The organism is Devosia enhydra (assembly GCF_900119845.1).
Taxonomy (GTDB): Bacteria; Pseudomonadota; Alphaproteobacteria; order Rhizobiales; family Devosiaceae; genus FPKU01.
In genome coordinates this window covers 504,105-526,461 of the sequence record NZ_FPKU01000001.1, presented here as the reverse complement: position 1 = coordinate 526,461, position 22,357 = coordinate 504,105, and the positions used below count along the sequence as shown (strand labels likewise).

The window sequence follows — 22,357 nt, the reverse complement described above, 5'->3', positions numbered from 1 at the left end:
CAAAGCGATGTCGTGAGCCGCTATTCGTCGCGATAGACCTTCTCGCGCCGCTCATGCATCTCCTGCGCCTCGAGCGACAGGGTTGCTATGGGGCGGGCGTCGAGCCGCGCGATGCCGATCGGCTCGCCGGTTTCCTCGCAATAGCCATAGGTGCCGTCTTCGATGCGCTTGATCGCGGCGTCGATCTTGGAGATCAGCTTGCGCTGCCGGTCGCGCGTCCTAAGTTCGAGGGCACGATCGCTCTCCGATGAAGCGCGGTCGGCCATGTCGGGGTGGTTCTGGCTTTCTTCCTGCAGGTTTTCCAGCGTCTCGCGGCTTTCTCGCAGGATCTCTTCCTTCCAGCGCTCAAGCTTCTTACGGAAGTAGTCCCGCTGCCGCGGATTCATGAACGGCTCGTCTTCAGAGGGCCGATAGTCGAGAACTTGAACCGATGACATGCGAGACAACACTCCCATAGGCCGCCAAGGCGGCCTGTATAGTCGCGCATGCACCCCCGCACAAGCGCGGAAGAAAGATGGTTAAGCCTATGTGATCGGCTTGCCTCAGGCCGGAAAATGCCCGCGCTTGGCAAGCTCCACCCGGGCGCGGAGCTCGATATCGGCAAGAAGTGCCGCAACATCGGCGGGGATGAACTCGCGGGGCTGCGATAGCAGCGCCATCAGCCGGTTGAGCCGGCCCTCGCTCGGCTGCCCTGCCAGAAGATCGGCCTGAAGCCCTTCCAGCGCCTCGATGAGGCCACGGCCGCGCCGCACCGCCTTGCGCTTGGATTGCAGCGCATCATCGACCGCCTGCAGGGCCAGCAGAGCGTCAATACCCGTAAAGCTCGCCGCCGGAGCGGCGCCGGCCGCCTGGCTCGCCGACCGCTCGGGCTGGAGCGTGAAGCTGCCCTCAGCCTGCGGCCGACCCGTCGCGCGCGTCACCGGCCCACCGATCCTGTTCTGCCCCTCGATCCGCACCGGCACTCCGACTCGCTGGCCGCCACACACCCGGCAAATCTTGCCCCTCGTGGTTAACAGCACGTTAACCGGCCCGGCATTTCCTGCCGAGCCAAGTTTCTGCACCTGCACGTCTCCAGCTATATCAGGCACTTAGAGACGATTTCTCACTTGGCATGCTTTTCGCAAAGCTTATGGGCAATGCAGCGGGCTCGAGCCTGCCCACCTTGCCGGAGACGTCCCGATGATCATCAGCAAATGGAAATGGCCGCTGGCTGCCGCGCTTCTCCTGCTCGGGCTGTTCGGCGCCATGGCCGACGCCACCGCCGCCTCCGCGCGCATCAAGGACATCGTCGATATCGAAGGCGTGCGCGAAAACCAGTTGATCGGCTACGGCCTCGTGGTGGGCCTCAACGGCACCGGCGACAGCCTCAACAACTCGCCCTTCACCCGGCAGAGCCTGCAGTCCATGCTCGAACGGCTGGGCGTCAACACGCGCGGCGAGAGCATGCGCACCGCCAATGTCGCGGCGGTCATGGTCACCGCCAACCTGCCCGCCTTCGCCACCCAGGGCAGCCGCGCCGATGTGGCCGTATCGGCTCTGGGCGATGCCAACAGCCTGCAAGGGGGCACGCTACTCGTCACTCCGCTGCTCGGCGCCGATGGCGAAGTCTATGCCATTGCCCAGGGCCCGGTCGCCATCAACGGCTTCCGCGCCGAAGGCAATGCCGCCACCATTGTTTCGGGCGTGCCCACCACGGGCCGCATCTCGGGCGGCGGGCTGATCGAGCGTGAGATCGGCTTCGCGCTCGGCTCCCAGCGCAGCCTGCGCCTCGCGCTGCGCAATCCCGACCTCACCACCGCGCGCCGCATCGCCCTCGCCGTCAACGACTTCATCGGCGTGCCAACCGCCACGCCGGAAGATCCGGGCACCATCCGCCTGCACCTGCCGCGCAACTTCAACGGCAATATCGTCGACCTCCTGACCGACATCGAGCAGCTCGTCGTCGAAATCGACATGCCCGCAAAGATCGTCATCGACGAAAACAGCGGCATCATCGTCATGGGGCGCGATGTGCGCGTCTCGACGGTCGCGGTCGCCCAATCCAATCTCACCGTCACCATTGCCGAAAGCCCCACCGTCGTTCAGCCCAATCCGCTGAGCCTGGGCACCACAGCCACCGAGCAGCGCACCGACCTCTCGGTCGACCTGCGCGAAACCAATCTGGGCATGGTGGGCGAAACCGTCACCCTCCAGCAGCTCGTCGATGGCCTCAATGCACTCGGCATCGGCCCGCGCGACATGATCGGCATCCTGCAGGCCATCAAGGCCGCCGGGGCGCTGCAGGCCGAGATCGAGGTCATCTGATGGCCACCACTCCGCTCGGCCCCGCCGCCCTTTCCGCCTACTCCCCGGCCGCGATCACCCGCGCGCGCCAGCAGGCCGAGGAGCTCGAAGGCGTCTTTCTCCAGACCCTCGTCAAGGAGATGTTCGCCACCACCCAGCAATCGGGCGAAACGGGCTTCGGCGGCGGCTTTGCCGAGGAGACCTGGCGCGGCTTGCAGGCCGAAGAGATGGCCGGGGCCATGGCGCGGGCCGGCGGCATCGGGCTCGCCGACCAGATCGTCGCCGATCTGCTTTTCGTGCAGCAGGCCGCCGGACCGTGTCCCGCGCGGCCTTCCGCCTGATCCTTGTGAGGAAGCTTTCCATGTCAAATGCCGCAAGGCGCATCGCCGCGCTCGACGATCTCGATGCTGCCGCCCTCTGCACCCGCGCCGGCGATCTCCTCGACGCGCTCGCCCGCATCACCAATGAGGAAACGACCCTCCTGCGTGCAGGGCATTTCCAGCAGGCTGGACATCTTGGCGCAGAAAAAGCCACCATCGCGCAGGATTATGTCGGAATCTCAAGGTCCGTGCAGCGGCAGGCCGAGCGGTTGCGCTCCGAGGAGCCGGCCGCCTTCGCAACCCTCGTTTCGGGGCAGGAGCGCCTCGCCACGCAACTGGCCGAAAACCTCAAGGTCATCGCCACCATGCGGCGCGTGACCGATGATCTGCTGACCGATGTCGCCCAAACGGTCGGCCGGACGACCCGCGCAACCACCTATGGCGCCAACGCCCGAATGGGCGCGCCACAGGCGCATGCGGCGCGCGGCATTGCCATCAACCGGGCGCTTTGAGCGGCATTTGCCTCAAACCCCGGCGATCGCGATAAGCCTGTCTTAGGCCGGACATGCCCTCATCTGCCACGATGCAGATGGAGGCGGCCCTGTCCGAGACGTACGCCAGTACCAGGGTTGGCATGCGGCGCGGCACCCTTGCCGAGTTCCGCTCGCGCACCCTTCTCGGCGAACTGCCCGACCGGAGCGTGACCGACGATGCGGTCGAGGCCCCGGCGCCTGCTCCACCGGTAGAGGCAGCCGGCTCGCCTCCCTTGCCGCCCGAACCGCGCTCGACCCTGCCTTTTCTGGCAGCCTTGCTCGCTGAAAAGCTGCGGCTGCCACGGCCCGCGCCCACCCCGGCAGCCCTGCCCGCGCACCTGCACGGCCGTCCGCGCAGCGATCGACGCGTCTGAGCACGATCTGCGAGCGCGTCCCGGCCAACACCTTGGCCCTGTTAACGCTTCTTTACGAACCCTCTGCCAATAGTCGGCCCCATGCGCCCCAGAAGGAGGCGCCTGCGTCAGAACGGTTGCTCAGAAGAGGAATATCTCATGGCCGACGTCACCCTTTCGAAGGCGGTTCGCTCGAACCTCCTCAGCCTCCAGTCCACCGCCGCAGCCATGGGCAAGACCCAGGAGCGTCTTGCTACCGGCCTCAAGGTGAACTCGGCTCTCGATAACCCCACCAATTTCTTCACGGCCTCCTCGCTCAACAGCCGCGCGTCCGATCTGAACCAGCTGCTCGACTCGGTGTCGAACGCGGTGCAGACCATCGCTGCCGCCGACAAGGGCCTGACCGCGATCACCAAGCTGGTCGAATCCGCCCAGGCCACTGCCCGCCAGGCGCTCCAGACCTCCGCGACCGTCGAGACCAGCACCACCACCGGCGCTGCGCCCGAAGAGCTGGCCCGCGTTGTCGGGGGCACCTATGCCGCCCCGTCGGGTTCGAACGCGACCCTGACCATCAATGGCTCTGACGTTACCATCACCGATGGCGCCAACATTGCCACGGCCGTGCAGGCCATCAATGACGCCAACATCACCGGTGTGACCGCAAGCGTCGGCACGGGCACGGATTCGGGCAAGATCGTCCTGACCGGTTCGGCCAATACCGACATCGCCGTTACCACGGCCACCGCCGGCTTCGCGGGCACCGAGAGCGATACCTACACCGCCGCCAACCCCGGCACGACCACCACCAGCACCAGCGCGAACCCCAAGCGCGAAGAGCTGCGCACCCAGTATAACGACCTGCTCTCGCAGATCGACCAGTTGGCCAAGGATTCCGGCTTCAACGGCGTGAACCTGCTCGATGGCGACAGCCTCGAAGTGCTGTTCAACGAAGATGGCTCGTCCAAGCTGGCCGTCACCGGCGTAACCTTCAACGCTGCAGGCCTCGGGCTCGATGCGCTCGCCTCGGGTGACTTCGACAACAACAGCGACATCAACGCTACGCTGAACGACCTCAAGGCCGGCATCGACTCGCTGCGCACCCAGGCCGCCAAGTTCGGCTCGAACCTGTCGGTCGTCGAAACCCGCCAGGATTTCACCAAGAACATGATCAATGTTCTCGAGACCGGCGCCGCCAACCTGACCCTGGCCGACAGCAACGAGGAAGCCGCGAACCTCCTCGCGCTCCAGACCCGCCAGCAGTTGAGCTCCACCGCCCTGTCGCTCGCGAGCCAGGCCGACCAGAACGTGCTGCGTCTCTTCTGATCCCTTCAGTCCGGCAGTTTTTACGAAGGCGGGCTCCGGCCCGCCTTTTTCGTTATACTGGCGGCGCGCCCGCTACGCGGCGCTGGCAAAGGCGGAAGGGCGGCTGATGGCACTCAAGGTCGAATTGCGGCCCGGCGAACGGCTGATCGTAGGCAATTGCGTCATCACCAATTCCGACCAGCGCACGCGGCTTTTCATCGAGGGGCGCACGCCTATCCTGCGCGAGAAGGACATCCTCTCCCCCGCCACGGCCGACACGCCGGCCAAGCGCATCTACCTGGCCATACAGCTCATGTATCTGGGCGACGAGAGTGCCGCTTTGAGGCGGCAGTATTTCGAGCTCGTCACCGATCTGGTGCGCGCCGCGCCCTCCACCACGACTTTGGTGGATGAGATCAACAACGAGATATTAACCAACTCTCATTATAAAGCTCTGAAGGCGGCAAAGAAGCTCGTCGCATACGAACAGGATCTTCTCTCAAATGCAGCATCAGGCAGCGCAGGCCTATCAGCAGGTGGCGAAGCGGACCGGTAGCCCGCGCGACCTCGAGGCCAACCTTCTGTCCCGTTCGGCCACCGACCTTCAGCGCATCCGCGAGAACTGGGATGCGAGCAATGCCGATCTCCCATCCGCGCTGCGCTTCAACCGCAAGCTGTGGAACATCTTCCTGACCTCGGTCACGCGTCCCGAAAACCCGCTGCCGGCCGCCATTCGCCAGAACGTCGCCAATCTCGGGATCTTCGTTCTGAGCCACACCCTCAAGGTCGAGATCGCGCCCGACCCCGCCAAGCTCGACGTCCTGATCTCCATCAACCGCGAACTCGCCGCCGGCCTCCGCGCCGCCCGCTAGTTCGAGCCGACCTCTCGCCCCCTCTCCCTGAGGGGGTTCGAGCCGTGCCGAAGGCCAAATCGCTCCTGAGGAGCGATTTGAGGGGAGAAGGCCATGAGAGCTATGCTCGAATGGCGTGAGGGTTGGGGTGGAGGGTTCAGCCTCTCAGCTCCAACACCAAATCTGAACCCCTCATCGGGCCCTAACGGGCCACCTTCTCCCCGAGAGGGGAGAAGCGAAGAGCCGCCTCAGAGGTAATTCACGAGGCTCAGCTGGCTGACCAGCGCCGTCGTCTGGTAGCTCGCTTCGAGGCGGGTCTTGAGCGCGAGGATTTCCGCGGCCACCTGCTCGGGCGCAATGCCTTCGATGCCGGCGCGGAGGCTTTCGAGCTGCTCGGAATAGGCCTTCTGCTGGCCCGAGACCCGCTCGATGCGCGTCTTGGCGAGGCTGATCTCCACCGTGATCGATTGCAGCGAGCCGGGTGCGTTGGCAGTCGTCTCGGCCATCTGTGACAATTGCCGGCGCGCCACGGCATCGAAGCGATCGCGCGACGTCGCGTCGCCCTCGGGATAGGTCTCGCTCGCCATCACCGCCAGGGTGCGCACCAGCCGCGTGATGCCGGCTTCGTTGGCCTGGACGCCGTAGCCGACGGTCGCCGCATCATCGATCTTGGCAGAGACGCTCGATCGCGCATCGGCACTGTCCTGCCCGCGATACCACTGCACCGTGTCGCCGGTCGTCGCGGGCCGCAAGGCCGTCGCCGTCTCGAAGGGCGGGCCGTCGATCCGCATCTGCGTCTCGCCCTGCCCGGCAAAGAACATCTCTGCTGCCGCAAAGGATGACGCGACCGCCAGTTCGCGCGTCGCCGCGCCCGAAAGCGCCGTACCAATGGCCGCTGCCAGGTTGGCCGCCGTGTCGGCCGGTGTCGCGCCAATCGCAAAGCTGCCGGCCCCGGTGCCCCCGGCCGTGACGCTGACCTCGGTCTTGGTGCCATCGGGCAGGTCGAGGCCGATGGTGTAGCGCGTGCCGGATGGCGGCTGGGTCGCCAGCGAAATGCCAAGACTTGCCGGATCGCCCGTCGGCTGCGTCAACCCGGCCTGGGCCGGGCTGGCATTGAGCGTTGCGAGCTTGAAGCCGAAGGGGTGGGCTCCGTCTTCGGCAACCGTCACGCTCGTGCCGCTTGCAGTTGCGGTCAGCCGCCCCATCCCGCCCGCACCGAGATCGGCCAGCTTGCGCTCTGCCGCGACGATCCTGAACCCGGCCTTGCCCGCCTCGCCGTCGAGCACGGCCGAGGCGCTCGTAACCGGCTTGCCGTCGACGGCATTGCCACCGAACAGGTAGCGCCCGGCCATTTCGCCATTGAGCAGGTTCATCACCTCGTCGAGCCGCGCCGCGGCCTGGCTCGGGGCCGTGGCGAGATTGATGTTGCCCTGCCCGTAGCCGCCCACGTTCATCAGCCCGCGCGTTTCCCCGGCGATCGCGTCGAGCCGCGACAGGCTCGAAGCCATGGCGTCGATGCGCAGCGACACTGCCGTCATGGTGTTGCCATAGCCCTCGATCCGCGCCATCCGCGCCCTGATGGTCAGGTCGAAATAGCGCTCGCTGCCCAGCTCGGCGAGGCTTGCATGCTTTTCGCCCGTCGCCAGCTGCTGCTGCAGCGTGTCGAACTGCGTGCGCATGCTGGTCATCAGCCGCGTGCTGGACTGGATGGGGTAATAGCGGTTGTCGATGACGCTCATCGGGGTCCTCAGATGCGCAGCAGCGTGTCGAGCAGTTCCTGCACCACCGAGAGGATGCGGGCATTGGCGGCGTAGGCGTTCTGCAATTCCATCAGCCGGGCCATTTCCTCATCGACATTGACGCCATAGGCCTTGTCCATGCGCTGGACCACCGCCTCGAGCGCCAGCATCTGGGTGTCGCGGGCGCTGATGGCGTTGGCCACCACCGTGCCCTGCTGGTCCATCACCTGCGCGACGATCTCACCCAGCGAGCCCGAAAGCCTGTAGCCCGTGCCAGCCGGGGTGACGCCGGTGCCGGTGGAAAAGCTCGTGTTCGACAGGCGCTCGACCATCAGGTCGACGCGTTCGGTGTCGCCCAGCGTCGCGCCCGCCTGATGCTGCACGAGAAGAGTGTTGTTGGAAACGACTGCCGGATTGACGCGGATGCGGCCGGCAAAGCCCTGTCGCTGCCCCGCCCCGTCGACGCTGTCGGTAAAGGCCGCCCCGGCACTGTCGACGAACAGCCCGAGCGCCGCGCCATCGCCCTGGAGCGCGGTGGCCGTGCGCCGCGCTGCGAGGGCGGAGACGGTGATGGTATTGCCCACCCCATCATCGAGTACCCGCAGGACGCTGCCGCTGCCCGAAAGCGTCAACCCCGGACCCAACGCCGCCTGCAGTCCGGCGGCAACCCCGGCCGCGCCACCGGCAAAGCTGAGGCCGATGGTGCGCACGCCGTCCGGCCCGGTCCGGTCCATCGGCAGCTGTGCCGGATCCTCCACCCGCACCACGCGCACCGAGCGGGCCTGTCCGTTCTGGGTATAGTCGAGCAGGATGTCGTTGCCGGCCGCAAGCCCGGAGATATCGACTTCCAGCCCCTGCTGCGGCCCCACACTGGCCGGGCTGCCGTCCGTCCTGATGGTGGAAAAGGCCTGCGCCAGCGAGGCTGCGATATCGTCCAGCTGGTTCTGCGCCGTCACCAGCGTCTTGTCGCGCAGCTCGATCAGCGCCGCGAGTTCACCCGAGCCGAACACAGACTGCTGGATCGCATCGAGCGTCAGCCCCGAGGCCGAGCGCACGGTCAGCGAAGCGACGCCCGACCGGGTCGGGTCGAGGCTCACGAGGTTGCCCGCGGAGAGCTGGCCCCCGCTTTCAAAGCTCAGCTGGGCCGCCTTGAGGTCGATGAGCCCCACCCCCGACCGCGTCATGATCGAGACGGTGTCGTCCGACCGGTAGTCGACACGGATGTCGACGAGTTCCGAAAGCCCGGCCACCAGCCTGTCGCGCTGGTCGAGCATCGCCGAACGCGCGCCCAGATCGGTGCTGCGGTCGGCGAGCTTGAGGTTGATGTCCTCGAGGCTCCTCAGGGTCTGGTTGATGGTCGTCACATGTCCGGCGATGCGGGATTCGGCATCCCGCCTTAGCCCCTGCACCTCGCCCGAAAGCCGGTTGAGCGTTTCGGCCATCGCCTGCGCTTCGGCCACGGCCCCGGCCCGCGCCGAATAGGCCTCGGGGCTCGTCGCCAGCGTCTGCAGCGAGGCCGAGAAGGTGCTCAGCGCGGTGTCGAGCGATCCGGCGCTGCCCGGCTTGCCCAGCGCCGTCTGCAACCTGTCGAGAAAGCTCGCCCGTGCATTGGCGTAGCCGGCATCGGCCGTGGAGCGGGTGTAATAGCTTTGCAGGCTCTGGTCGAAGGCGCGCTGCACCCCGGCCGAGCGCACATAGCTGCCCGAGGCGCCGAGCCCGTCGACCGTCGAGATCGACTGCCTGTGATAGCCCGGCGTTCCCGAATTGGCGATATTGCGCGACAGGACTTCCAGATTGCTCTGGTTGACCGACATGCCGGCAAGCGCATTGTTGAGGGTGACGCCGAGGCCCATGAGCGCGTAACTCCGCTAGTCGCCGTTGATCAGCGGACCATGTTGAGGGCTTCCTGCATCATCTCGTCGGCGGTCGAAACGATGCGGGTGCCCGCCGCATAGGCCTGCTGGGTCACGATTAGCTTGGTGAATTCCTCGGAGATGTCGGTGTTGGAGCTTTCGAGCGAGGCCCCGAGGATGCCGCCTTCGAGGTTGAAGATCGGCTCGCCGCTGTCGGAGGTCGCTGCGAACACCCCGCCATCCATGCGCTTGAGCTGGTTGGCGGCGTTGAATTCGGCGATCACCACTTGCGCCACTTCTAGCTGCTGGCCATTGCTGTAGGTCACCACCACGCGGCCGCTGTCGTTGATGGCGACCGACACATATTCACCCGCCGCGTAGCCGTTCTGGCTCAACGTCGTCACCTGCGCGGTGCCGTTGGGGTCGTTGAACTGGGTGATGCCGTTGGGGCCGTGCTGGAGCGTGATGTTGCCGATCGACACGCCGTTCACCGTCAGCCCCGTCAGCGGCGTCGCAGTCACCGGCGGATTGAGCGCGCCATCGGCGCCGAAGGTGTAGTCGATTCCCACATTCTGCCACATCGGCTGGCTGCCGGTGGCTTCCGAATTGGTCATGTAAAAGAGGTTCCAGCGGTCGACCCCGCCTTCCGCCTCGCTCGAGATCTTGGCCCAGCGCATCTGCACGTCGGCCGGCGCGCCGTTCTGCGCATAGACCGTGATCGCGCCGCCAGCCACCGACTGGGCGATGAAATCGACCGAATTGGCCGCCGAGACCGTCGCGACGCGGGCCGCCTGCGAGTTGAGCACCGGCGCGTTGCTGGTCGACGCCAGCCCCAGTCCGGCGGGCGCCGAGGCGACGGCAAAGCTCTGGCTCGTATTGGTGCCAAGGCTGATCGCAACCGCGCCCGTGCCGTTTCGCGCGACCGTGGCATCGGCTGTGCCCGCCACGCCCGATGCCCGCAACTGGGCCTGGATCGCGGCCAAAGCCGCATCGATATCAACCAGCCCGGCTTCCACATCGATGCCGATATTGCTGCCCGAATAGGCGCCGAGCGCCCCGTCGTAGAAATCGAAAGTCAGGGTCGAGCTGCCGACCGTCAGGCTCATGGACTGGCCGGCCGGCATCACGCTCGCCGCATCGGCCGTGCCGGTAAGAACCGCCGACCCCGTGGTGCCGGCGGCCACATCGGGCGCGACGGTCATGAAATCCGAGGCCTTGAGCAGCTCGCTGCCGGCAACGCCCTGGGCGATCTTGTAGGCGTCGGTGTTGGGCTGCTGGGGCAGGTTCAACTGGTAGTTGATGCGCGTGCTCGGCGCCGCGGGCAGGAAGGCGTTCGAAAGCTGCAGCACCTGCGGCACAGAACCCGAGATGTTCTGCGTTGCCGGATCGATAGCGAGGCCCTTGAGGTAATAGCCCGAGCCATTGACCAGATAGCCGTTCTTGTCGATGTCGAAATCGCCGCGCCGCGTATAGAGGTTCTGTCCGGCAAACACCGGATTGCCATCCGACTGCGAGATGCGCGGCTCGACGATGAAGAAGCCATTGCCATTGATGGCCATGTAGGTATCGGTCGAAACCGCCTTGATGTCCCCCTGCAGCGCATTGGTGGCGCGCGACTGGGCCAGCACCGAGCCGGCTGCCTGCTGGGTGCGCGGTGCATCGGCGATCAGGTCGATGAAGTCGGTATCGATGCGCTTGAAGCCGGTGGTCTGGGAATTGGCGATGTTGCCCGAAATATTCTCGAGCGCGAAGGACTGGGCCTTGAGCCCGGTCACCGCCGTCGTCATCGCACTGTAGATACCCATCTGCCACTCCATTGCCGCAAGCGATGCGCGCCCGAACCGCGGGACGCCGCACCTGTCCATCCCTTTCAAAGCAAGCCTGATGCCAAGCCGGGGCCCCAGCAATTCCAGGGGTTTGGGCGCTGCTCGGCCCGCAGCACCCGCCCCGGCCGGCAAGCCGTGCCGGCGTCCCGGCAGCTTTTGCCCAGCGCTTGCGGGCACGATTGCGATGGTCTAAAGCCGAACGCGCCTTTCCGGGGAAAAGCCGATGCTGTTCGAAACGAGAGACGAGTTTGTGTCCGCCCCCGGCCATGCCGTCACCGTCTTCGGCATGGCGGGCGTCGGCAAGACCTGGCTGGCCGCCATGCTGCGCCGCCACCGCTGGTTCCATTATTCAGTCGATTACCGCATCGGCACCCGCCATATGGGCGAGTTCATCGTCGACAATTTCAAGCGCGAAGCGATGAAGGTTCCCTTCCTGCGCGATCTCTTGCGCTCGGATTCCATCTACATTTCGTCCAACATCACCTTCGACAATCTCGACCCGCTCTCGAGCTATCTGGGCACGCCGGGCGATCCGTCGCGCGGCGGCCTGCCCTTTGCCGAATACCAGCGGCGACAGGAGCAGCACCGGGTCGCCGAAATCTCGGCCCTGCTCGATGTGCCGACCTTCATTGATCGCGCCAAGGTGCTCTATGGTTATGATGATTTCATCGCCGATACCGGCGGCTCGCTGATCGAGGTCATTAATCACGACAACCCGGCCGATCCGGTGGTTGCGGCGCTGACCCGTCATACGGCGCTGCTCTATATCCGCGGCACCGATGCCGATGCCGAAAAGCTCATCGCGCGCTTCAAGGCCAGCCCCAAGCCGATGTATTACCGGCCGCAGTTCCTCGTTGCCAAATGGGCCGAGTACAAGCGCCTCAACGGCGTCGCTCACGATGATGATGTCGATCCGGCCGGCTTCGGGGCCTGGGGCTTCGAGGCGCTGCTGCATGACAGGCTGCCGCGCTACCAGAAGCTGGCGGACAATTTCGGCTATTGCGTCGATGCCGCCGACCTTGCAACCGTGCGTGACGGTGCCGATTTTCTCGACCTGATGGGCAAAGCCATCGCATCGCGAATGCGCTGAGCCCTCATGGCTTTGAGGCAATGGCCAGACGGCCTCGGGCCTCGCCATGGGGGCTTCTCGCCTGTCTCGCTCGCCCTTTGGACCGGGCCTGAGACCTGCGAGCCATCAAGCACGAGGCCTGCCCTTTTTTGCAAAGACGAGGCATATCATGCCCATCCGCATTCCAGACGACCTGCCTGCCCGCAAGACCCTCGAAGACGAGGGCCTCATGGTCATGGATTCCACCCGCGCCGCCCGCCAGGATATCCGTCCGCTGCAGATCGGGCTGCTCAACCTCATGCCCAACAAGGAGCGGACCGAGACCCAGTTCGCGCGGCTCGTGGCGGCCACTCCGCTCCAGGTCGATCTCACGCTGGTGCGCGTCACCGATCCGGGCTCGCGCAACACGCAGGAAGACTATCTCAACAGCTTCTACAAGCAGTGGGATGAGGTGCGCGATCGCCGCTTCGACGGCTTCATCGTCACCGGCGCCCCCATCGCCAACCTGCCCTTCGCGGAGGTGCGCTACTGGCCCGAGATGGTCGAGATCATGGACTGGACGCAGACCAACGTGCACCACACCATGTTCATCTGCTGGGGAGCGCAGGCGGCTCTGCACCATTTCCACGGCGTGCGCCGCCGCCGGATGGAGACCAAGGCCTTCGGCGTCTTCCGGCACCACATCGTCAATCCGCGTTCCCCGCTGCTGCGCGGCATGTCCGACAGCCCGATGATCCCCGTGTCGCGCTATAACGACATTGATCGGGCCAGCCTTGGACCCGACCTTGAGGTGCTGATCGATAATCCCGACATCGGGGTTTGCATGCTCGCCGACCGCCGCTATCGGGCGGCCTACATGCTCAACCACTTGGAGTATGACAACCGCTCGCTCGCCGACGAATATCACCGCGACCTGGCGGCGGGGCTCGATCCGGCTTTGCCGGTCAACCTCTACCCCGATGGCGATACCAGCGTGGAGCCCGAGAACCGCTGGCGCAGCCACGGCCATCTCCTGTTCCAGAACTGGATCAACGAGATCTACCAGACCACGCCTTTCGCCCTCGCCGATATCGGCAAGTCCGGCGCCTGAGGCCAGATTGAACCGGCAGTTCGTGCAGTTCCATCGGCTCGTGCGTCCCCTCTCCCTTAAAGGGAGAGGGCTAGGGTGAGGGGCCTGCCCCACGCGAGATCGCGAGGCCCCCTCACCCGGCGCTCCGCGCCGACCTCTCCCCCAAAGGGAGAGGTGACGAGAGCCGCGTTACCTGACGTTTCCCGCGACGATCAGACGGCGATCTTGCCGCCACCCTGCTTGGTGACAACCACAACCGACGGACGCACCGGCAGGTTGGGGTTGAAATCGGGCCAGCGGGTCGCCGGATCTTCGTAGTAGGACGGGCGGCCATGGCCGTCCCAGTCTTCGCCGCCATCGCCCGGATGCTGCACGGCCAGGAACAGCGTCTCGCCATTGCGGGTGAACACCGGACCGCACATCTCGGCGCCAACCGGCACGCGGTAGAAGAGGCGCGACGTGCCGCGGCCTTCGCCTTCGGTCTCGACCGCCCAGAGCCCGTCCGTACGGCCGGTATCGGTGGGGTTGTTGCCGTCGGTGGAAACCCAGAGCCGGCCATCGGCGTCGATGGCGCAGTTGTCGGGCATGCCGAACCAGCCATTCTCGGTGGTCGCGGTCGAGAAGGTGGCACCCACTTCGGCAACCGAGGGGTCGCCGCATTTGAGCAGCACTTCCCATGTGCCCTTGGTCGCGGCGAAGTCACCGCCCTCTTCGGCGATCTCGATGATGTGGCCGAAGGCGTTCGAGGCACGCGGGTTCGCCGCGTGGATCTGCTCGGCCGTGCGGCGGGTGTTGTTGGTCAGCATGAGGTAGACCTTGCCGTTGGCGGCATTGGGCTCGACATCCTCGGGGCGGTCCATCTTGGTGGCGCCGAGCAGGTCGCCGGCACGACGGGTTTCGATCATCACGTCGGCCTGGCTGTTAAAGCCGTTTTCGGCGGTGAGCGGACCTTCGCCATGAACCAGCGGCAGCCATTCCATGCTGCCGTCTTCCTCGAAGCGCGCCACATAGAGCGTGCCCTCGTCGAGCAGGTCCATGTTGGCGGCCCGATCGTCGGGATTGTAGGTGCCGGCCGTCACGAACTTGTAGACATAGTCGAAGCGCTCATCGTCGCCGGTATAGAGCACCACGCGGCCATCGGCGGCCACGATGGATTCGGCGCCCTCATGCTTGAAGCGGCCCATGGCGGTGCGCTTCTTGGGGGTCGAGGTCGGGTCCATCGGGTCCACTTCGACGATATAGCCGAAGCGGTTCATCTCGTTGGGTTCCTTGGCCACGTCGAAGCGGTCGTGGAAGCCGGCCCACTGGTAGGAATTGCCCGGCGCGCCGAGACGCTTGTAGTTGGCGGCCTCGGCATGGCCTTCGGGCAGCGTACCCGAGAAATAGCCGTGGAAATTCTCTTCGGCCATCAGATAGGTGCCCCAGGGCGTCACGCCGCCGGCGCAGTTGTTGAGCGTGCCGATAGCCTGCGTACCGGTCGCGTCCACGGAGGTCTTGAGACGGTCATGGCCGGCCGCCGGCCCGGTGATGATCATCGGGGTCGTGCCGGTGATGCGGCGGTTGTACGGGCTGTCCTTGACCACCTGCCACTTGCCGTCGACCTTCATGATCTCGACAATCGAGCCGCCATGCGCTGCGATCTCGATATCGACCTGCTCGGCCGAAAGATCGCCCTGCACCGGCTTGCCGTCGACGATCTGCACGAGGCCGGGGAACATCAGGTGGGCGTTGGTATATTCGTGGTTCACGACCAGCAGGCCGTGCTCGTCCGAACCCTCGAGCGGGATATAGCCGACATAGTCGTTATTGTAGCCGAACTGCTTGGCCTGGCCCGCGGCGGTCTGGTTGGCGGGGTCGAATTCCGGCGCGCCGGCTTCCACCGCATCGCCCCAGCGCAGCAGCACATCGACGTCATAGCCTTCGGCCACATGATGGTCGGCATCGATGCCGGCCTCGACTTCCGGGAACAGGAAGCGCGTGCCGTTCTCCTGCGCCTGCGCGCGGTCGGCGGTGAACAGCGCCACCGGGCCCACGGTCGCCGCAATGGCGGAAACAGCCAGCGAGCCCTTGAGCAGGGCGCGGCGCGAGAAGCGCGCGCCGATGATCTCGCCCATGGTGCGGTTGGCGGTGGTGTTGGTGGGCTCGAACTCGGCCGTCTCCAACCCTTGCGTCGGGAAGGTTGGCGTCAGATCGTTCATAAGTGCCTCCGGCGATTGGAATTTCTGCCCACAAAGTAGAGCTGTTCCAAACTACGGAGCGCCCATCACAGCACCATGACTGCCCGGTGACGGATCGATGACAGGGGGCGTGCGAGGGAGGGGCTCACACGGAGCCCGGACCGGCCCTCATCCTGAGCCTGTCGAAGGACGAGGGCCCTAACCCCACCCCTCACCACGTCGTCCCTGCGAAAGCAGGGACCTCCGTTTACGGGGGCCTACCTTGCTAACAGAGATTTCTGCTTTCGCAGGAATGACACCGGGGAAAGGGGCCTGATCTCAGCCGCCCACCCACCCCATAACCGGCGCGGCGAGCGCCCACAGCGTCGCCTTCCATTCGGGATCATCCCAGAGCCCGGTGACCCACCAGCTCAATACCGCCGAAGCCAGCATCAGTCCCACGCTGAGGGCTCGGAGCGCGAAGGGCAGGCGCACCACCGAGAGCCACGACACGAACGCCGTCACCAGCGCCAGCGGCGGCACGATGGCCGACATGGTGCTGGGAAAGGTCTGGCGCGCCATGGCGAGATAAAGCGGCAGGCCCACCACGGCCAGCGCGCTCCACACATAGCGGCGACGCTCGGGCAGTTTGCGCCAGACGCAATAGAGCAGCGGCACGAGCCCCACGGGCGCGAAGGCCAGCAGCGCCATCAGGCTGCCGCTGATATCCCCCACCCGGATCTGCGCATAGGTGCGGATATAGGTGGAAAGGATCAGCGTGAGGTCGAGCCGCGCCTGCACGGCATAGCCGATGACACCCGAGGCGACGATCAGCGTCGGCAGGATTGCCACCAGCAGCATGGCCACGAAGGCGCGGCCATCGCGCCAGCTGTCGGGATTGGCGAGCGCGCCCGCTATGGTCAGCGGCACGATCAGCAGCGTCGTGATCGGGCTGGCCAGCAGCAACAGCGGCAGCACCATGCCGAAGGTGATGGCCGATTGCACATCGCCCACATCCTCGAGCGCCCGGATGGCCGGGATCAGCGCGGCGAGCGCGATATAGAGCGGAATGGCGCGGCTCGAAGCGGTGAGGGCATAGAGCTCGCCCGCATGCAGCCCGAGGGTGGCGACGATCACGATGGCGCCGAGCACCGTCCAGCCATTGAGGCGCAAGCGGTGATAGAGCACGCCGAACATCACGCCCGTGACACTCGCCGCCATCAGCGCGAGCACGACGGCCTGCCACTCCGCATCGGGAAGAAGGCTGACGACGCGCAGCACCACCTGCGCCATCCAGCCGCCCGTGCGCCAGGCCTCGCCGCCCTGCAGCGCCTCGATGTCGGCCCGCAGATAGCCCGCTTCCACCACGAGGTAGGCCAATAGCGTCAGCATCACGAGGGCGCTGAGCGCAATGATCAGCGTCGCCGGTCGCCAGAGCGGCTTTGCCGGCCGCGCGGGCGGGGCGACGATCGCCGGGGGGCTCGTTACCGCGGCATCGCTCATTTCAGCGTCGCCTTCACCTCTTCGAGCGTCTTCTGCGTCACGCTCGATGTGCCGTGCTCGGTCTTTTCCCAGTAATGCGGGTTCACGATCAGCTGCCAGAACGCCTTGTAGGCCGCGATCGAGTGCAGCACCCAATAGACCGGCAGCAGGATGCCTACCGGCACGAGGTCGTAATATTTGCGCTTCAGCGCCGCCACCACGCCGAAATAGACGAGGAAGAGATTGCCGATGATGAGGTTGAACAGCGCCATGGTTCCGAAGGGCTCGGGGAAAAGCCAGCCGAACTCGAAGGTCGTCGTCAGCCAAACAAGAAGCGTGATGATCCAGAGGATCGGCGCCAGCAGCATGGTGAAGGGCGGCGCGCCAATGAAGAAGTGGAAGGCGAAGAAGCCCTTGGTGCCGATCGACTTCCACAGCTGGATCGGGTGGCGCATATGCACCAGCCAGGTCTGCATATAGCCCTTGATCCAGCGCGAGCGCTGCTTGATCCAGCTGGGCAGAACGCCGTTGGCCTCCTCGAAGGTGGTCGAGTTGATCACCCCAACGGTATAGCCCTCCTGCGCCAGCCGCACCCCCAGATCGGCATCCTCGGTCACGTTATAGGGGTCCCACGCCCCTACCTTGCGCAGCACGGCGAGCTTGAAATGGTTCGATGTGCCGCCGAGCGGAATGGGCACCTTCAGCCAGTCGAGCCCGGGCAGCAGAAAATCGAACCACTGGCTGTATTCGAGCGTGAACATGCGCGTCAGCCAGTTCTCGCCCCGGTTGAAATAGTTGAGCCGACCCTGCACGCAGGCGAGCTTTTCGTCTGAATTGCGGAACGCCAGCACCGCCTTCTTGAGCTGGTCGGGCTCGGGCTGGTCCTCGGCATCATAGATGGTCACGAACTCGCCCCGGCAGAACTGCAACGCATAATTGCAGGCCTTGGGCTTGGTCTTGGGCTGGCTCTTGGGCACGCGGATGATCTCGAAGGTGCCGGGCAGCCGCAACGCCTTGGCCGCATCGATGGTCTCGGTATCCTCCTCCTCGAGCACCAGCTTCACCTCGAGCTTACTCGCCGGATAATCGAGCCCCTTGAGCGAACGGGTCAGCAGCGGCAAGACCTTGGCCTCGCGGAACATCGGCACGAGCACGGTGTAGATCGGCAGGTCCGCGTCGCGCACCGCCTTCACCGCTTCGGGCGAGATTTCCATGTCTGCCTTGCGCGAGGCCCCCACGAAGGTCAGCACGAATTTGAAGACGAAAGTGATGGTGTAGATGGTGGTGAAGACCGCCATCAGCACCACCGCCGTACCCATCGGCGCAAGGATCAGCGCCATCGCCAGCATGCCGGCCATGACCGCGACGGCGATCTTTTGCGATTTGCTCAGCGTCGTCTTGGCGGAATGCTCGGGCTTCCAGGCAAACAGCGCCTCACGCGCGAAATAGCTGTCCCATTGCCGGAAGAGCTCGCTCGTCTGCCACAGGATGTCGAAGGGTGAGGTAACGACGAAATCGTAGTTTTCGGCGCCGAACCGCTCATCGGCCCATCTGATCAGATCCGGGCTGATTTCGATGGTGGCCAGCATCAGCCGGCCATTGACCCGCCGCCACGGCAGCACATTGAGCTCGGCATAGTCGCTGCGCTCTTCCACGCGCGTCAGCGTGGCATCGACAGGATCATCCTGGAGATTGACGAAGGGAACCTCGTAAACCTCTGCAACCGCACGATAATAATCCATCGGCCGGACAAAGCCGAGCCCGATCACGGTCCGCGCGAGGCTCGACCCCCATTCGTGCTGACGGCGCAACGCCACCGCAAGGTCGGTCAGCGCCAGCTGTTTTTTCTCGATGAGCAGCCGCGTCACCGCGTCATGCAGCGCCACCACTGGTTCGGCGGGCGGTTCAAATCCTACGATATCGGGCGAATCTATTGGCCCGTTTTTCTCGACGACGCGTGGCATTCCGATAATCGAGCCCACAAGCCATGAAGAAATCGAGAACCCCCGCGATCACAATCGCATTATCGCATATGGCTGCGATCGCGCCGCCGGTTCAAGCCGGGTGGAACCCGGATGCCGGCTCGCGCCTTGCTCGGTCTTGCAACGGCTGGCCCATGAACTAAGTCTGGGTGTCGAGGAGTATCCGCTTGGCCCCTGCCACCACACTTGCCGACGAGATCGGCATTGCGCTCGCGAATCTCGCCGAAAGCGCCACCGGTACCTTCGTGCCCACTTTGCGGCTGGGCGTCACCGGCCTGTCGCGGGCCGGCAAGACGGTGTTCATCACCGCTCTGGTGCAGAACCTCGTCGCCAGTGGCCGGCTGCCCGCGTTCGCGCCCGTCGCCGAGGGTCGGCTGCTGGGTGGCGCGCTCACCGAATATCCCGATCGCGCCATGCCGCGCTTTGCCTTCGAGCAGCATCTGGCCGCCCTCTCGGCCGATCCACCGAGCTGGCCGGAATCGACCCGGCGCATCTCGCAGTTGCGCATCACCCTGCGCTACCGCTCGACCCGCTGGACCGCGGGGCTTCGGGGCACCTCGACGCTTCATCTCGATATCGTCGATTATCCCGGCGAGTGGCTTCTCGACCTGCCGCTGCTGGCCCAAAGTTACGCCCAGTGGAGCGCCGCTACCCTCGAGCGCATGCGCAGCCGCGGCGGCGAAGACGCCAGCCCCTTCCTTGCAGCCCTTGCTGCCACCGATCCGCTCGCACCTGCCAGCGATCCGACTGCCGAAACCCTCGCCCGCGTTTTCACCGCCTATCTTCGCAAGAGCCGCGAAGATGGGCGGGCGCTCTCGGCGCTGGCACCCGGCCGCTTCCTCATGCCTGGCGATCTTGAAGGCTCTCCCGCCCTCACCTTCGCGCCCCTCCCCCCTCGCGACGACGCCGCGCCCTCGGCCAGCCTGCACGCCATGCTCGAACGCCGCTTCGAGGCGTACAAGTCGGTGGTCGTGCGCCCCTTCTTCCGCGATCACTTCGCCCGGCTCGACCGGCAGGTGGTGCTGGTCGATGCGCTACGGGCCCTCAATGCCGGGCCAGCGGCGGTCGCTGATCTTGAAACCGCGATGACAGAGATCTTAGCCTGCTTCCGGCAGGGCGAGGTCAATCCCCTGCTGCGCCCTTTCTCGCGGCGCATCGACCGCATCCTCTTTTGCGCCACCAAGGCCGACCATATCCACCACACTTCGCATGATCGGCTGGAGCGTATTTTGAACCGCCTCGTCGGCAACGCCGCCAATCGCGCCCGCTTCGCCGGCACCCGCACCGCCTCGCTGGCGATCGCCGCCCTGCGCGCTACCCGCGAAGGCAGTTTCCGCGAGGGTGGCGAGACCTTTCCCACCATCATCGGTCGCCCGGAGCCGGGCGAGACGCTCGATGGCGTCACCTATGATGGAAAGTCCGAAATCGCCCTGTTTCCCGGTGACTTGCCGGACGATCCGGACAGGGTGTTCGATGACGGCGCCGGTCCGGGCCTGCGTTTCCTGCGCTTCCTGCCGCCCGATCTGCCGCGCGGACCCGACGGCCAGTTGATCCTGCCCCACATCCGGTTCGACCGGGCGCTCGATTTCCTCATCGGAGACCGGATGCGATGAAACCGCCCCGCGCCATTCCCATCGCGCCCGAGACCGACGAGCCCTTGCGCACCCGCCCGCCCCGCGCCATCGCGGTCGATCGGGTCGCGCTCGATCCGGTGGCCGAGCCTGATCCTGAAATTCTCGTCGATCCGGCCCTTCCGCCGAAAAAAGGCGGCGCCATCCGCAAGCTTTTCATCGGCGCCATCGGCATGCTGGTCGGGCTCGGCATCGGCCTCGCCGCAGATCGGCTGATTCGCGACCTCTTTGCCACCTATCCGGCACTGGGCTGGATTGGCCTCGCGGTGCTGATGGTGGCACTGCTCGCCGGCACCGCCCTGCTCATCCGCGAAATCCTCGCCGTGCGGCGGCTTGCGGAAGTCGCCCATCTGAGGCGGCGCGCCACCGAGATCCTCGCCACCGACCATCGCGGCGATGGCCAGCGCCTGCTCGCAGAACTCGACACCATCTATGCCGGCCGCCCTGATCTCGATGCAGCCAACACCGCCCTGCGCAGCGAGCGCGACCAGCTCTTTGATGGCGCCGAGATGGTGCGCCTCGCCGAGCGCCGGCTGCTCGCCCCGCTCGATGCCCGCGCTCGCGCGCTCACCGCCGCCTCGGCGCGCCGCGTTGCGGTGGTCACCACCGTCTCGCCGCGCGCGCTCGTCGATATCGCCTTCGTGGTCTATGAAAGCGTGCGGCTCGGAGGCGCCATCGCTCGGCTCTATGGCGCGCGGCCCGGCCTCATCGGCTCATGGCGCCTTGCCGGTGCGATCCTGCAGCACCTCGCCGTCACCGGCGGGCTGGTGCTCACCGATGGGGTGGTCGAGCAACTGGTGGGTCAGGGCTTGGCGGCCAAGCTTTCGGCCCGGCTGGGCGAAGGCGTCGTCAACGGGCTGATGACGGTGCGTGTCGGCATCGCGGCGATGATCGTCGTCCGCCCGTTGCCCTTTACCGTGGCGCCGCAGCCGAAGGTCCGCGATTTCCTGTCCGAGCTTGTGAACGTGATGGATCGTCCGGAAACCAGGTCCTGATCAGAGCGTCGCCGCAACGAACGGGATGATGCGGCCACGCTCCTCGCCCGCAGCGAAGCCCGCCGGCACCTCGAAGCGCTCGAGCGCAGGCCGCCCGAAGAAATAGCCCTGCTGAAGGCTGATGCCGGCGTCGCGCAGCGCCTGCATCTCACCCTGGGTTTCTACACCCTCGGCGAGCACGGTGATTTCGAGCGCGGCCGCCAGCGATGCCAGCGCCCCCACGATGGTGCGGCGCCGCTCATTGCCATCGAGCCCACGGACCAACGCCATGTCGAGCTTGATGATGTCGGGCTGGAATTCCGCCAGCAGCGAAAGACCGGCAAAGCCGGCCCCGAAATCATCGATGGCGGTCAGGAAGCCCATGCGGCGATAGGCATCGATGATCCGCTTGGTGTGCGCCGCATCGGCGATGCGCTCGTCCTCGGTGAATTCGAACATCAGGCGCTTGGGGTCGAAGCCGCTTTCGCGCGCCGCCTCCAGCGAGAGGCGGATGCAGGCCCGCGGTTCGTAGACCGCATTGGGCATGAAATTGATGCTCAGGCGGCCATGGCGATCCCCGATATGTCGCCCGGCGAGTTCGATCGCCTTGACACGGCAGGCCTGATCGAAGGCATAGCGGTTGGTGTCGTCGACATGCCGCAGCACGCTCGCGGCACCCTCGCCGCCGCTGCCGCGCACCAGCGCCTCGTGGCCCCAGAGATGGTTGCCGCACACATCCACGATCGGCTGGAAGGCCATCGTGAAGGCCACGGGAAATTCGGTGACCGAGCGGCAATTTGCGCAGACTGTCGACTGGCCCATGGCTGTTCCGGGGTTTCGGATGCAGCCAGTATCCGCAGCCACCGTCTAGATTGCGTTAATCCGTACGTGCAGTCTCGAGCGATCGCGCGCCGCGCATGGCGACGGAAGGCAG

General features: G+C 65.6%; 20 protein-coding genes. 11 read left to right on the top strand and 9 right to left on the bottom strand.

The window, feature by feature from the left end; translation table 11 throughout:
• Positions 1–20: 20 nt before the first annotated feature.
• Positions 21–437, bottom strand: coding sequence for an RNA polymerase-binding protein DksA (gene dksA / locus BT183_RS02635; RefSeq protein ID WP_072338841.1), 417 nt, complete (start codon positions 435–437; stop codon positions 21–23).
• A 105-nt stretch (positions 438–542) separates the two neighbouring features.
• A complete protein-coding gene (locus tag BT183_RS02630) occupies positions 543–956 on the bottom strand; it encodes a flagellar assembly protein FliX (RefSeq protein WP_072341426.1) in 414 nt (137 codons plus the stop codon).
• Positions 957–1,179: 223 nt separating this feature from the next.
• On the opposite strand from BT183_RS02630, the gene BT183_RS02625 reads away from it, so the two are divergent.
• The 7 genes from BT183_RS02625 (at position 1,180) to flaF (ending at position 5,663) form a co-directional block, all read left to right on the top strand.
• Positions 1,180–2,304: a flagellar basal body P-ring protein FlgI gene (locus tag BT183_RS02625; protein WP_177282358.1), complete on the top strand. Its 1,125-nt coding sequence runs from the start codon at positions 1,180–1,182 to the stop codon at positions 2,302–2,304.
• A complete protein-coding gene (locus BT183_RS02620) occupies positions 2,304–2,624 on the top strand; it encodes a rod-binding protein (RefSeq protein ID WP_072338840.1) in 321 nt (106 codons plus the stop codon). Before BT183_RS02625 ends, BT183_RS02620 begins: the two co-directional genes overlap by 1 nt.
• A 20-nt stretch (positions 2,625–2,644) precedes the next feature.
• Complete coding sequence (locus BT183_RS02615; RefSeq protein WP_143145630.1) at positions 2,645–3,115, top strand: hypothetical protein; 471 nt, start codon at positions 2,645–2,647, stop codon at positions 3,113–3,115.
• A 53-nt stretch (positions 3,116–3,168) separates the two neighbouring features.
• Complete coding sequence (locus BT183_RS02610) at positions 3,169–3,510, top strand: hypothetical protein (RefSeq protein WP_143145629.1); 342 nt, start codon at positions 3,169–3,171, stop codon at positions 3,508–3,510.
• A 138-nt stretch (positions 3,511–3,648) separates the two neighbouring features.
• Positions 3,649–4,812, top strand: a complete 1,164-nt coding sequence (locus tag BT183_RS02605; protein WP_072338837.1) for a flagellin N-terminal helical domain-containing protein — start codon at positions 3,649–3,651, stop codon at positions 4,810–4,812.
• 106 nt (positions 4,813–4,918) lie between these two features.
• On the top strand, positions 4,919–5,347 hold the full coding sequence (gene flbT / locus BT183_RS02600) for a flagellar biosynthesis repressor FlbT (RefSeq protein WP_072338836.1): 429 nt from the start codon (positions 4,919–4,921) through the stop codon (positions 5,345–5,347).
• A complete protein-coding gene (gene flaF / locus BT183_RS02595; RefSeq protein ID WP_072338835.1) occupies positions 5,295–5,663 on the top strand; it encodes a flagellar biosynthesis regulator FlaF in 369 nt (122 codons plus the stop codon). The genes flbT and flaF overlap by 53 nt, the downstream gene beginning before the upstream one ends.
• Before the next feature lie 227 nt (positions 5,664–5,890).
• Here the strand turns inward: flaF and BT183_RS02590 are convergent, their stop codons facing one another.
• Genes BT183_RS02590 through BT183_RS02580 form a run of 3 tightly spaced genes read right to left on the bottom strand, consistent with a single transcriptional unit; the run spans position 5,891 to position 11,039 of the window.
• Positions 5,891–7,381: a hypothetical protein gene (locus BT183_RS02590; protein ID WP_072338834.1), complete on the bottom strand. Its 1,491-nt coding sequence runs from the start codon at positions 7,379–7,381 to the stop codon at positions 5,891–5,893.
• A gap of 8 nt (positions 7,382–7,389) precedes the next feature.
• Positions 7,390–9,234 carry a flagellar hook-associated protein FlgK gene (gene flgK, locus BT183_RS02585; RefSeq protein WP_072338833.1) on the bottom strand — a complete coding sequence of 615 codons (1,845 nt, stop codon included), beginning with the start codon at positions 9,232–9,234 and terminating at the stop codon, positions 7,390–7,392.
• Positions 9,235–9,263: 29 nt separating this feature from the next.
• A complete protein-coding gene (locus BT183_RS02580; protein ID WP_072341420.1) occupies positions 9,264–11,039 on the bottom strand; it encodes a flagellar hook protein FlgE in 1,776 nt (591 codons plus the stop codon).
• 244 nt (positions 11,040–11,283) lie between these two features.
• Here BT183_RS02580 and BT183_RS02575 point away from each other — a divergent pair, with 244 nt between their 5' ends.
• Together BT183_RS02575 and BT183_RS02570 are read left to right on the top strand one after the other, a co-directional pair.
• Positions 11,284–12,150: an ATPase gene (locus BT183_RS02575; RefSeq protein WP_072338832.1), complete on the top strand. Its 867-nt coding sequence runs from the start codon at positions 11,284–11,286 to the stop codon at positions 12,148–12,150.
• Positions 12,151–12,298: 148 nt separating this feature from the next.
• Positions 12,299–13,219 (top strand): homoserine O-succinyltransferase, encoded by a 921-nt coding sequence (locus BT183_RS02570; protein WP_072338831.1) that lies wholly within the window; start codon positions 12,299–12,301, stop codon positions 13,217–13,219.
• 191 nt (positions 13,220–13,410) lie between these two features.
• Here BT183_RS02570 and BT183_RS02565 read toward each other — a convergent pair whose 3' ends face one another.
• The 3 genes from BT183_RS02565 to BT183_RS02555 all read right to left on the bottom strand — a co-directional run bounded on the left by BT183_RS02565 (position 13,411) and on the right by BT183_RS02555 (position 18,800).
• The gene (locus tag BT183_RS02565) at positions 13,411–15,396 is read right to left on the bottom strand and encodes a PhoX family protein (protein WP_072338830.1); all 1,986 of its coding nucleotides are present in this window, start codon (positions 15,394–15,396) and stop codon (positions 13,411–13,413) included.
• A gap of 297 nt (positions 15,397–15,693) precedes the next feature.
• Entirely contained in the window at positions 15,694–16,857 is a 1,164-nt protein-coding gene (locus BT183_RS02560; protein WP_072338829.1) for a hypothetical protein, read from the bottom strand.
• Complete coding sequence (locus BT183_RS02555) at positions 16,854–18,800, bottom strand: glycosyltransferase family 2 protein (protein ID WP_084603203.1); 1,947 nt, start codon at positions 18,798–18,800, stop codon at positions 16,854–16,856. The genes BT183_RS02560 and BT183_RS02555 overlap by 4 nt, the downstream gene beginning before the upstream one ends.
• 185 nt (positions 18,801–18,985) lie before the next feature.
• On the opposite strand from BT183_RS02555, the gene BT183_RS02550 reads away from it, so the two are divergent.
• The gene (locus BT183_RS02550) at positions 18,986–20,431 is read left to right on the top strand and encodes a YcjX family GTP-binding protein (protein ID WP_072338827.1); all 1,446 of its coding nucleotides are present in this window, start codon (positions 18,986–18,988) and stop codon (positions 20,429–20,431) included.
• On the top strand, positions 20,428–21,444 hold the full coding sequence (locus BT183_RS02545; RefSeq protein ID WP_072338826.1) for a YcjF family protein: 1,017 nt from the start codon (positions 20,428–20,430) through the stop codon (positions 21,442–21,444). The genes BT183_RS02550 and BT183_RS02545 overlap by 4 nt, the downstream gene beginning before the upstream one ends.
• On the opposite strand, the gene BT183_RS02540 is transcribed toward BT183_RS02545, so the two are convergent.
• Positions 21,445–22,245, bottom strand: coding sequence for an EAL domain-containing protein (locus BT183_RS02540; RefSeq protein WP_072338825.1), 801 nt, complete (start codon positions 22,243–22,245; stop codon positions 21,445–21,447). It lies immediately after the preceding gene.
• Positions 22,246–22,357 lie beyond the last annotated feature (112 nt).

What these genes read in the sequence shown, in the direction of transcription:
- BT183_RS02610 (WP_143145629.1), top strand. Translation starts at nt 3,169, where the DNA reads ATGCCCTCATCTGCCACGATGCAGATGGAGGCGGCCCTGTCCGAGACG.
- BT183_RS02615 (WP_143145630.1), top strand. Translation starts at nt 2,645, where the DNA reads ATGTCAAATGCCGCAAGGCGCATCGCCGCGCTCGACGATCTCGATGCT.
- flgK (WP_072338833.1), bottom strand. Translation starts at nt 9,234, where the DNA reads ATGGGCCTCGGCGTCACCCTCAACAATGCGCTTGCCGGCATGTCGGTC.
- dksA (WP_072338841.1), bottom strand. Translation starts at nt 437, where the DNA reads ATGTCATCGGTTCAAGTTCTCGACTATCGGCCCTCTGAAGACGAGCCG.
- BT183_RS02540 (WP_072338825.1), bottom strand. Translation starts at nt 22,245, where the DNA reads ATGGGCCAGTCGACAGTCTGCGCAAATTGCCGCTCGGTCACCGAATTT.
- BT183_RS02575 (WP_072338832.1), top strand. Translation starts at nt 11,284, where the DNA reads ATGCTGTTCGAAACGAGAGACGAGTTTGTGTCCGCCCCCGGCCATGCC.
- BT183_RS02560 (WP_072338829.1), bottom strand. Translation starts at nt 16,857, where the DNA reads ATGAGCGATGCCGCGGTAACGAGCCCCCCGGCGATCGTCGCCCCGCCC.
- BT183_RS02605 (WP_072338837.1), top strand. Translation starts at nt 3,649, where the DNA reads ATGGCCGACGTCACCCTTTCGAAGGCGGTTCGCTCGAACCTCCTCAGC.
- BT183_RS02555 (WP_084603203.1), bottom strand. Translation starts at nt 18,800, where the DNA reads ATGCCACGCGTCGTCGAGAAAAACGGGCCAATAGATTCGCCCGATATC.
- BT183_RS02545 (WP_072338826.1), top strand. Translation starts at nt 20,428, where the DNA reads ATGAAACCGCCCCGCGCCATTCCCATCGCGCCCGAGACCGACGAGCCC.
- BT183_RS02580 (WP_072341420.1), bottom strand. Translation starts at nt 11,039, where the DNA reads ATGGGTATCTACAGTGCGATGACGACGGCGGTGACCGGGCTCAAGGCC.
- BT183_RS02625 (WP_177282358.1), top strand. Translation starts at nt 1,180, where the DNA reads ATGATCATCAGCAAATGGAAATGGCCGCTGGCTGCCGCGCTTCTCCTG.
- BT183_RS02590 (WP_072338834.1), bottom strand. Translation starts at nt 7,381, where the DNA reads ATGAGCGTCATCGACAACCGCTATTACCCCATCCAGTCCAGCACGCGG.
- flbT (WP_072338836.1), top strand. Translation starts at nt 4,919, where the DNA reads ATGGCACTCAAGGTCGAATTGCGGCCCGGCGAACGGCTGATCGTAGGC.
- BT183_RS02565 (WP_072338830.1), bottom strand. Translation starts at nt 15,396, where the DNA reads ATGAACGATCTGACGCCAACCTTCCCGACGCAAGGGTTGGAGACGGCC.
- BT183_RS02570 (WP_072338831.1), top strand. Translation starts at nt 12,299, where the DNA reads ATGCCCATCCGCATTCCAGACGACCTGCCTGCCCGCAAGACCCTCGAA.
- BT183_RS02620 (WP_072338840.1), top strand. Translation starts at nt 2,304, where the DNA reads ATGGCCACCACTCCGCTCGGCCCCGCCGCCCTTTCCGCCTACTCCCCG.
- flaF (WP_072338835.1), top strand. Translation starts at nt 5,295, where the DNA reads ATGCAGCATCAGGCAGCGCAGGCCTATCAGCAGGTGGCGAAGCGGACC.